General features: G+C 74.5%; 8 protein-coding genes and 1 pseudogene. 7 read left to right on the forward strand and 2 right to left on the reverse strand.

All coding sequences use genetic code 11. The features are described 5' to 3' along the window. Positions 1–338 (forward strand): annotated as a pseudogene (locus ACYVI6_RS16735) (hypothetical protein); the annotation flags it as partial. On the opposite strand, the gene trhA reads toward ACYVI6_RS16735, so the two are convergent. Next, complete coding sequence (gene trhA / locus ACYVI6_RS16740; protein ID WP_460447450.1) at positions 324–1,037, reverse strand: PAQR family membrane homeostasis protein TrhA; 714 nt, start codon at positions 1,035–1,037, stop codon at positions 324–326. The pseudogene ACYVI6_RS16735 and the gene trhA overlap by 15 nt on opposite strands. A 180-nt stretch (positions 1,038–1,217) precedes the next feature. Between trhA and ACYVI6_RS16745 the strand changes: the two genes are divergently transcribed. The 3 genes from ACYVI6_RS16745 to ACYVI6_RS16755 all read left to right on the forward strand — a co-directional run bounded on the left by ACYVI6_RS16745 (position 1,218) and on the right by ACYVI6_RS16755 (position 4,434). Further along, complete coding sequence (locus ACYVI6_RS16745) at positions 1,218–1,979, forward strand: isoprenyl transferase (protein WP_460447451.1); 762 nt, start codon at positions 1,218–1,220, stop codon at positions 1,977–1,979. Between the two features lie 310 nt (positions 1,980–2,289). Beyond that, positions 2,290–3,522 (forward strand): PhoH family protein, encoded by a 1,233-nt coding sequence (locus ACYVI6_RS16750; protein ID WP_460447456.1) that lies wholly within the window; start codon positions 2,290–2,292, stop codon positions 3,520–3,522. 222 nt (positions 3,523–3,744) lie between these two features. After that, a complete protein-coding gene (locus ACYVI6_RS16755; protein WP_460447452.1) occupies positions 3,745–4,434 on the forward strand; it encodes an aggregation-promoting factor C-terminal-like domain-containing protein in 690 nt (229 codons plus the stop codon). Positions 4,435–4,521: 87 nt separating this feature from the next. Here the strand turns inward: ACYVI6_RS16755 and ACYVI6_RS16760 are convergent, their stop codons facing one another. Next, entirely contained in the window at positions 4,522–5,919 is a 1,398-nt protein-coding gene (locus tag ACYVI6_RS16760) for a class II fumarate hydratase (protein ID WP_460447453.1), read from the reverse strand. Positions 5,920–5,956: 37 nt separating this feature from the next. On the opposite strand from ACYVI6_RS16760, the gene ACYVI6_RS16765 reads away from it, so the two are divergent. The 3 genes from ACYVI6_RS16765 to ACYVI6_RS16775 all read left to right on the forward strand — a co-directional run bounded on the left by ACYVI6_RS16765 (position 5,957) and on the right by ACYVI6_RS16775 (position 9,507). Beyond that, positions 5,957–6,610, forward strand: coding sequence for a nucleoside/nucleotide kinase family protein (locus tag ACYVI6_RS16765; protein ID WP_460447454.1), 654 nt, complete (start codon positions 5,957–5,959; stop codon positions 6,608–6,610). 47 nt (positions 6,611–6,657) lie between these two features. Continuing rightward, entirely contained in the window at positions 6,658–7,581 is a 924-nt protein-coding gene (locus ACYVI6_RS16770; protein WP_460447457.1) for a proline iminopeptidase-family hydrolase, read from the forward strand. A gap of 90 nt (positions 7,582–7,671) precedes the next feature. Next, complete coding sequence (locus ACYVI6_RS16775; RefSeq protein WP_460447455.1) at positions 7,672–9,507, forward strand: histidine kinase N-terminal 7TM domain-containing protein; 1,836 nt, start codon at positions 7,672–7,674, stop codon at positions 9,505–9,507. The last annotated feature ends 189 nt before the right edge of the window (positions 9,508–9,696 follow it).

A 9,696-nucleotide genomic window follows, 5' to 3' on the forward strand; every position in this document is an offset into this window, starting at 1 on the left:
CCGCCCGCCGGGTCGCCGGCGGTGCGCCGCGGTTCGCCGGCTGGGGGCTCGCCGCGGCCGAGGCGCTGCTCGACGGCCCGCGCGAGGTCGCCGTCGTGGGGGCGCCCGGCGCGGAGCGCGACGCGCTGGTGCGGACGGCGCTGCGGTCGACCGCGCCCGGCCTGGTGCTGGGGATCGGCGAGCCGGACGCCGAACCCGTCGTGCCGCTGCTGGCCGATCGGGGTGCTCGGGACGGCCGACCCACGGCGTACCCGTGCCGCGGCGGCGTCTGCGAGCTGCCGGTCAGCGACCCGGCCGCGCTGACGGAGGCGCTGCGCGCCGAGTCAGGCGCTGTGTGAGTACACGGCGATCGACACCGCGACGTAGTGCGCGACGAACGCCGCGACCGTGCACGCGTGGAACACCTCGTGGAAGCCGAACCATCGCGGGCTCGGGTTGGGGCGCTTCAGGGCGTAGCAGACCGCGCCGCCGGTGTAGAGCGCGCCGCCGACCATGATCAGCACCAGCAGCGCCGTGCCGCCGCTGCGGCCGAACGCCGGCAGGTAGAACACGGCGGCCCAGCCGAGCGCGATGTAGCAGGCGACGTAGAGCAGCCGCGGCGCCCCGACCCAGAACACCCGGAACAGCACCCCGGCCAGCGCGCCGAGCCACACCACGAGCAGCAGGTTGCGGGCGCGGTCGGCGGGCAGCAGCAGGGCCGCGAGCGGGGTGTAGGTGCCGGCGATGATCAGGAAGATGTTCGAGTGGTCCATGCGCTTGAGCAGCACCTGCGCGCGCGGCGACCACGTGCCGCGGTGGTAGACGGCGCTGGTGCCGAACAGCAGGCCGGCCGTGACCGTGAAGATCGCCGCGCACAGCCGCGAGAGCGTGGTCGGCGCCAGGCAGATCAGCACGATGCCGGCGGCGACGGCGAGCGGCGCGGTGCCGGCGTGCAGCCAGCCGCGCAGCTTCGGCTTCACCGCGGCGACGGCCTGGTGGGCGGCGTCGGACAGGGCGCCACCCGCACCGGGCTCGGCGGACGGCTGTCGGGCGCTCATGCTCATGCACCTCAACCTACGACATCGTAAGTTACTTCGGGGTAGCGAACTCTGACCTGGACTGTGGAGGTCCGGTGACAGTGTGACCGCTCCGGCTCGCTCGCACCCGTCGGACCGGGTGCCGGAGTACCGTGGCAGGCGCACTGCACGGGCACGGTCGCCAGCGTCGGGAGGGGCACGGTGGGTCTGCGCTCCGTCGCGTACGGGCTGTACGAACGCCGGCTGGCCAAGACCCTCGACCCGGCCACCCTGCCGCGCCACGTCGGCGTCATCGTCGACGGCAACCGGCGCTGGGCCCGGGCGGCCGGTGCCGGCACCGAGGTCGGCCACGCGGCCGGCGCCGACAACATGGCGCGGCTGCTCGAGTGGTGCGACGAGGTCGGCGTCGAGGTCGTCACGCTGTGGCTGCTCTCCACCGACAACCTCTCCCGGCCGGACGCCGAGCTCACCTCGCTCATGCCCATCATCGAGGACCTCGTGAGCCGGGTCGCGGCCACCGGGCGCTGGCACGTGCACCCGGTCGGCGCCCTCGACCTGCTGCCCGACTCGACGTCCCGCCTGCTCAAGGAGCTCGACGAGCGCACCAGCGGCGTGCAGGGCCGCACGGTCAACGCCGCGATCGGCTACGGCGGCCGGCGCGAGATCGCCGACGCCGTCCGCTCGCTCATGAAGGAGCACGCCGCGCGCGGCACCTCGATCGAGGAGCTCGCCGAGATCCTCGACGTCGACCACATCAGCGAGCACCTCTACACCCGCGGCCAGCCCGACCCCGACCTGGTGATCCGCACCTCCGGCGAGCAGCGCCTCGGCGGGTTCCTGCTCTGGCAGAGCGCGCACAGCGAGTTCTACTTCTGCGAGGCCTACTGGCCGGCGTTCCGCAAGGTCGACTTCCTCCGGGCGCTGCGCAGCTACGCCGCCCGCGAGCGCCGCTTCGGCACCTGACGTCACGCGCCGCGACCGCCCGGTGGCACCCGGGTGAACGTCGCGTCACGCGCGGCGTGTCGCGCCGGACGCCGGGTCGCCCGGCGTAGCGTCCGAGACGACGGGACCGCACCCGCGGGCCCGTCCGGGAGGCCCACGGTGCTGCGACCACGTCGCGGAGGGGGCCGGTTCCCGGCCCCTCGTGGGCCCGGTCCCGGCACCTGACCAGCGAGTCCGTCCGGGTGACCGCCCGGTCGGAGAGGAGTCGGTCGTGGCACCCACCCGCACCTTCGTCCTGGACACCTCCGTCCTGCTGTCCGACCCGCGCGCGATGCTGCGCTTCGCCGAGCACGAGGTCGTGCTGCCGGTGGTGGTGGTGACCGAGCTGGAGGGCAAGCGGCACCACCCCGAGCTCGGCTACTTCGCCCGCCAGGCGCTGCGGCTGCTCGACGACCTGCGGGTGCGCCACGGCCGGCTCGACGCGCCGCTCGCGCTCGACGACGGCGGCACGCTGCGGGTCGAGCTGAACCACACCGACCCCGCGGCGCTGCCGGCCGGCTTCCGGCTGGGCGACAACGACTCCCGCATCCTCGCCGTGGCCTGCAACCTGGCCGCCGAGGGGCTCGACGTCACCGTCGTCAGCAAGGACCTGCCGATGCGGGTCAAGGCGTCGGCGTGCGGCCTGACCGCCGAGGAGTACCGCGCCGAGCTGGCCGTCGACTCCGGCTGGACGGGCATGACCGAGGTCGAGGTGGGCTCGGACGTCGTCGGCGCGCTCTACGAGCACGGCCGGGTCGAGCTGGAGCAGACGCAGGACCTGCCCTGCCACACCGGCGTCGTGCTGGTCAGCGAGCGCGGGCACGGGCTGGCGCGGGTCGGGGCCGACAAGGCGCTGCGGCTGGTGCGCGGCGACCGCGACGCGTTCGGGCTGCACGGGCGCAGCGCCGAGCAGCGCATCGCCCTCGACCTGCTGCTCGACCCCGACATCGGCATCGTGTCGATGGGCGGCCGCGCGGGCACCGGCAAGAGCGCGCTCGCCCTGTGCGCCGGGCTCGAGGCCGTCATGGAGCGCCGCCAGCACCGCAAGGTCATCGTGTTCCGCCCGCTGTACGCCGTCGGCGGGCAGGACCTCGGCTACCTGCCGGGCAGCGAGTCGGAGAAGATGGGGCCCTGGGCCCAGGCCGTCTTCGACACCCTCGGCGCGCTGGTGAGCAGCGAGGTGGTCGAGGAGGTCATGGACCGCGGCATGCTCGAGGTGCTGCCGCTCACCCACATCCGCGGGCGCTCGCTGCACGACGCGTTCGTGGTCGTCGACGAGGCGCAGTCGCTCGAGCGCAACGTGCTGCTGACGGTGCTCTCGCGCATCGGGCAGAACAGCAAGGTGGTGCTGACGCACGACGTCGCGCAGCGCGACAACCTGCGGGTCGGGCGGCACGACGGCGTCGCCGCGGTGATCGAGGCGCTCAAGGGGCACCCGCTCTTCGCGCACGTGACGCTCACCCGGTCGGAGCGCTCGCCCGTGGCGGCGCTCGTCACCGACCTGCTGGAGGGTCTCGACGTGTGACGCGTCGGCCGAACGGCCGACCGACCCTGTGAGTCGGGTCACGAAAGTGGACGGAGCGTCAGCGTTACCGACGCTCCGTCCACCGTGTCGTGAAGGTGTTGTGTGCGCGATTTGGTGCACGGGCAACCGGCACGGACGGTGGAGGACGTCCCACCCCACCGCCCGAGAGGCCACGGTTTGTCGTCAGCGCCCCACCGCCCCAGCCGTCACCCGTTCCGTCGCGTGCTCCGCCGTCCGCTCGTCACCGGCAGCACCACGCTCGCCGTCACCGCAGCAGTCGCCGCCACCGTGGCGTTCGGCGTCGACGACCAGCAGGGCGCGGCGGCCGCCACCGGCACCCGCACGGCACCCGTCTCGGCGCCCCGCGAGGTGTTCCAGGACCCGCGCCCCGTCGCCGCGCAGCACCGGCTGGCGCACGAGGCCGCGGTGCACCGCGCGGCCGTGAAGGCTGCCGCGAAGCGCAAGGCCGCGAAGCTGAAGGCCGCCAGGATCAAGCGGGAGAAGGCCGCCGCGGCGCGCGCGGCGAAGGTGAAGGCCGCCCGCGAGGCCCGTGCGGCGGCGCAGGCCCGCCGTGAGCGCGCCAGCCGGTCGACCGAGCGCACCGCGATCGGCGGTGGCAGCGCGCGCTCCATCGCCCGCCGCATGCTGGCCGCCCGCGGCTGGTCCGGGCAGTACTCGTGCCTGAACTCGTTGTGGCAGAAGGAGAGCGGCTGGAGCTCGTCGGCCGCCAACCCGTCGTCCGGCGCCTACGGCATCCCGCAGGCGCTGCCCGGCCGCAAGATGGCCAGCGCCGGCTCCGACTGGCGCACGAACGCCGCCACCCAGATCGAGTGGGGCCTGGGCTACATCGGCGACCGCTACGGCACCCCCTGCGCCGCCTGGAGCCACAGCCGCTCCCACGGCTGGTACTGAGCACCCCGCTGACCCCTGCCGAGATGCGAGTAGCGGTTCACCGGACGGCGTCCAGGTGAACCGCTACTCGCATCTCGGCGGTGCGGGTCAGGAGGGGCGGGTCATCGCGAGGACGTCGAGGGCGTCGTCGAGCTGGGTCTCGGTGAGCTCGCCGCGCTCGACGAAGCCGAGGTCGAGCACCGCCTGGCGCACGGTGAGCCGCTCCTTGACCGCGTGCTTGGCCACCTTGGCCGCGGCCTCGTAGCCGATGTACCGGTTGAGCGGCGTCACGACGGACGGCGAGGAGCCGGCCAGGTCGGCGCAGTGCTCGACGTTCGCGGTGATGCCGTCGACGCACTTGTCGGCCAGCAAGCGCGAGGCGGCGGCGAGCCAGCGGGCCGACTCGAGCACCGCCTTGCCCATGACCGGCATCATGACGTTCAGCTCGAGCGAGCCGGAGGCGCCGGCGAACGCGACGGTCGCGTCGTGCCCGATCACCTGGGCGCACACCATGAGCGTGGCCTCCGGCACCACCGGGTTCACCTTGCCCGGCATGATGCTCGACCCGGGCTGCAGGTCGGGCAGGTTGATCTCGCCGAGGCCGGTGCGCGGGCCCGACGACATCCAGCGCAGGTCGTTGCAGATCTTCACCAGGCTCACCGCGACGGTGCGCAGCTGACCGCTCAGCTCGACCAGCCCGTCGCGCGCGCCCTGCGCCTCGAAGTGGTCGCGGGCCTCGGTCACCGGCAGGCCGGTGGTGCGGGCGAGGTCGTCGATGACCGCGGCCGAGAACCCGGGCGGGGTGTTGATGCCGGTGCCGACCGCCGTGCCGCCCAGCGGCAGCTCGGCCACCCGCGGCAGCGAGGCCTGCAGCCGCTCGACGCCGCGCGACACCTGCGCCGCGTAGCCGCCGAGCTCCTGGCCGAGGGTCACCGGCACGGCGTCCATCAGGTGCGTGCGACCGGGCTTCACGACGTCCTGCAGCTCGGATGCCTTGCGCTGCAACGACTGCGCGAGGTGCTCGAGCCCGGGCACCAGGTCGTGCACGACGGCGGCGGTGGCGGCCAGGTGCAGCGCGGTGGGGAAGGTGTCGTTGCTCGACTGCGAGGCGTTCACGTGGTCGTTCGGGTGCACGGCCTCGCCGCTCGCCCGGCTGGCGAGCGTCGCCACGACCTCGTTGACGTTCATGTTCGTCGAGGTGCCCGACCCGGTCTGGAACACGTCGATCGGGAACTCGCCGTCGTGCCCGCCCTCGGCGACCTGCTCGGCGGCGTCCGCCACCGCCTGCGCGATCGCCGGGTCGAGCACCCCCAGCGAGGCGTTCACCCGCGCCGCGGACGCCTTGATGCGCGCCAGCGCGTGCACCACCGCCGGGTCGACCGGCAGCCCCGAGATCGGGAAGTTCTCGACCGCCCGCTGGGTCTGCGCGCGGTACAGCGCCGCCGCGGGGACCCGGACCTCGCCCATCGTGTCGTGCTCGACCCTGAACTCTTCACCGGAAGCCATGCGGACATGGTGGCGCCTTCGGTGTTTGGATGGCGACATGGCCCCTCTGGACGACCTCGACGACCTCGACGCGCTGGTCGAGCGCGCCACGAAGCTGGCGGCTGCGGCCACCGGCGTGCAGCGGTCGGTGCTCGGCATCACCGGTGCGCCCGGGTCGGGCAAGTCGACGCTCACCGAGGCGCTGGTGTCGCGGCTGCTGGCGGACGGCGTGCGGGTGGCCCCGGTCGGCATGGACGGCTTCCACCTCGCCCAGCGCGAGCTCGAGCGGCTCGGTCGCACCGCGCGCAAGGGTGCGGCCGACACCTTCGACGTCGACGGCTACGTCACCCTCCTCGCGCGGCTGCGGGCCCGGGCCGACCACCCGGTGTACGCGCCCGAGTTCCGCCGAGACCTCGAGGAGCCGGTCGGCAGCGCCGTGCCGGTGCTCCCCGAGACCGACCTGGTCGTCACCGAGGGGAACTACCTGCTGGTCGACGACGGCGGCTGGGAGCGCGTGCGGCCGCTGCTCGACGAGTGCTGGTTCATCGCCCCCGACGAGGACGTGCGGCACGAGCGCCTCGCCGAGCGGCACCGCAGGCACGGCCGGACACCAGACGCAGCATGGGAGCGCACGATGGGCAGCGACGAGACGAACGCGCTGCTGAGCAACAGCACGCAGAGCCGCGCCGACCTCGTGCTGGGTGCGCGCTGATGGCGCACGTGGGCGACGCCGCGCAGCTGCCCCGCCGCGAGGGCACGATGCGGCGCGAGGCGCTCGGCACGACCGTCGAGACCTGGTACCAGGTGGTCGGCGACCTCGACGCCGGCCTGCCGCCGCTGCTCGTGGTGCACGGCGGGCCCGGCGCGACCCACGACTACCTGCTGGCGATGGCCGACCTCGCCGGCGACGGCCGCGCGGTGGTCTTCTACGACCAGGTCGGCAACGGCCGCAGCACCCACCTGCCCGACCTCGACCCCGCGCTCTGGACCGTGCAGCTGTTCGTCGACGAGCTGGCCGCCCTGGTGCGCCACCTCGGGCTGCACGAGCGCGGGTTCCACCTGCTCGGTCAGTCGTGGGGCGGCATGCTCGGCCCCGAGTACGTGCTCGACGACCCCGAGAGCGGCCTGCTGTCGCTCACCGTGGCCGACAGCCCGGCGTCCATCGAGCTGTGGCTGCAGGCCTGCGGGCGGCTGCGCGAGGGTCTCGACCCCGACGTCCAGGCGGCGCTGCAGCGGCACGAGGACGCCGGCACCACCGACTCGCCGGAGTACCAGGAGGCCATGAAGGTCTTCTACGACCGGCACGTGTGCCGTGTGCTGCCGAACCCGCCCGAGGTCGCGGCGACCTTCGCGGCCATCGAGTCCGACCCGACGGTCTACATGGCGATGAACGGGCCCAGCGAGTTCCACGTCATCGGCTCGCTGGTGGGCTGGTCGCTCATCGACCGGCTGCACCGCGTCCCGGTGCCGACGCTGGTGCTGGCCGGCGAGCACGACGAGGCGCAGCCGGAGGTCTGGGAGCCGTTCACCGCGCTGATCCCGCAGGTGCGCTCGCACGTGGTGGCCGGTGCCAGCCACATGCCGCACGTCGAGCAGCCGCAGGAGTTCCTCGACGTCGTGTCGACCTTCCTGCGCGACACCGACCCGCGCAGCTTCAGCAGCTCGGCCGCCTACCGCGCCTGAGGTCACCCGAACGGGTGAGTCCTTGCACGCACACCGTGCCACGGCGCCACCTCGCCGTTACCGTGTGCAGCGTCTCGCTGGGGGTGGTCGATGCGCACGACCGGCGCGCTCGTCGCCCTCTGCCTGGGCGCGGTGCTGTACCTCGCCATCACGGCCTCCGTGTGGCGGCACCGGCGTGCCGTCGGCGCCCGCGCGCTGGTGCTCCTGCTGCTCGCGGGTTCGGCCTGGACGCTCTTCGCCGCCGCCGAGGTCGGCGCCGCCGACCCGCAGGTGCAGGAGCGCTGGGGTGACGCGAAGTACCTCGGCATCGTGCTGCTCGGACCGGCCCTGCTGGTGTTCGCGCTGCAGTACACCGGTCGCCGTCCGCACCTGCGCCGCCGCTGGCTGGCCGCGCTGGCCGTCGAGCCGGTGGTCGTGCTGGCCCTGCTCTCCGTGCCGGCCACCCACGACCTGGTGCGCCACGTGCCGGACGACGCACCGTCCGGTGTCTACGCCTACCCGCTGCCGGGGCCGCTGTTCTGGCCGGTCGCCGTGTGGACCTACCTGCTCGTGGTCGCAGCCACGATCGTCATCGTGCTCGGCGTGGCGCGCGTGGCCCGCCCGCACCCGTGGCGCGCCACCCTGCTCATCGGCTCGATGGCCCTGCCGCTGCTGCTGAACGCGCTCTACAACGCCGAGCTGCTGTTCACCGGCGACGTCGACCCGACCCCGATGGGCTTCAGCATCGCCGGCATCGTGCTGGTGTGGGGCTTCTTCCGGTTCCGTCTGGTCGACCTCGTGCCGGTCGGGCGCCGGCAGGTGTTCGACCGCATCCCCGACGGCGTGCTCGTGCTCGACCTGCTCGGCCGCGTGGTCGACGCCAACCCCGCAGCCGGTCGCCTCGCCGGCCGGGCGCGCGGCGCGCTGGTCGGCGCGGTCGCGGGCGAGGTGCTGCCGGCCCTGCACCCGCTGCTGCGGTCGACCGCGGCGGGGGAGTCGGCCACCGGGTCGGAGGTGCTGCCCGCGGCGGACGGCGTCCGCCGCGACGTCGAGGTCACCATCAGCCCGCTGCCGGACGACGCGTCGGAGCCCTCCGGCCGGCTGGTGGTCGTGCGCGACGTGTCGGCCCAGCGCAGCGTCGAGCGCCGGCTGCGCGAGCTCGTCGCCGAGCGGCAGACCACCATCGACACCCTGCAGCGCGGCCTGGTGCCGGCCCGGCTGCCCCACGTGCCGGGACTCGACGTCGCCGCCGCCCTCGATCCCGCCGAGGCCGAGACGAACGTCGGCGGGGACTTCCTCGACCTGCGCGCGGTCGGCGACGGGCGGTGGGCCTGCATGATCGGCGACGTCGTCGGCAAGGGCGCCGGTGCCGCGACGCTCACCGCGCTCGCCCGGCACACCGCCGTCGCCCTGAGCGGGCTCGGGTGGGTGCCGTCGCGGGTGCTGGCCGCGGTGGCCGCCGCCGTCGCCGCCGAGGAGGCCGTGGGCGACCCCGACGCCGACCCGCGCTTCTGCACGATGGCGCTCGCGACGCTCGAACCGGTGCCCGGCGGGGCCGAGGTCGTGCTCTCGCTCGGCGGGCACCCGCGGCCGTTCGTCGTGTCGGCGTCCGGCTCGGTCACCGAGGTGGGGCGGCCCGGCAGCCTGCTCGGCGTCGTCGACCCGCCCCGGCTGCACGACGAGCTGGTGCGGCTGCGCGCCGGGGACGCGCTCGTGCTGTTCACCGACGGCGTCACCGAGACCCGCCGCGGCCTCGAGCCCTTCGGCGACGACCAGCTGGTGCGCCTCCTCGGCTCGCTCGCCGGGCGCTCCGCCGACCGCGTCGTCCGCTCGCTCGTCGAGGCGGTGCGCACCTGGGGCGAGCCGCACGGTGCGGCAGGTGGTGCCGGTGCGGCGGACGCGCGCGACGACGTGGCGGTGCTCGTCGTGGCGGTGCCCGCCGGCTGACCTGCTGCCGAGTCGCCACGTCCGGGGCACCGCGGGGCCCCCGGTGCCCCGGAAGCGGCAGCTCGGCAGGATCTCAGGCGTGCGCGGTGTCAGGCGAGCGCGTCGGCGAGCTCGGCGCGGGTGGGCGGCTGGGCGCCGGCGCGCTCGCAGGTGACCGACGACGTCCAGGCCGCGCGGGCCAGCGCGTCG

This window comes from Angustibacter aerolatus, assembly GCF_054776675.1.

What these genes read in the sequence shown, in the direction of transcription:
- trhA (WP_460447450.1), bottom strand. Translation starts at nt 1,037, where the DNA reads ATGAGCGCCCGACAGCCGTCCGCCGAGCCCGGTGCGGGTGGCGCCCTG.
- ACYVI6_RS16750 (WP_460447456.1), top strand. Translation starts at nt 2,290, where the DNA reads ATGCTGCGCTTCGCCGAGCACGAGGTCGTGCTGCCGGTGGTGGTGGTG.
- ACYVI6_RS16760 (WP_460447453.1), bottom strand. Translation starts at nt 5,919, where the DNA reads ATGGCTTCCGGTGAAGAGTTCAGGGTCGAGCACGACACGATGGGCGAG.
- ACYVI6_RS16765 (WP_460447454.1), top strand. Translation starts at nt 5,957, where the DNA reads ATGGCCCCTCTGGACGACCTCGACGACCTCGACGCGCTGGTCGAGCGC.
- ACYVI6_RS16770 (WP_460447457.1), top strand. Translation starts at nt 6,658, where the DNA reads ATGCGGCGCGAGGCGCTCGGCACGACCGTCGAGACCTGGTACCAGGTG.
- ACYVI6_RS16775 (WP_460447455.1), top strand. Translation starts at nt 7,672, where the DNA reads ATGCGCACGACCGGCGCGCTCGTCGCCCTCTGCCTGGGCGCGGTGCTG.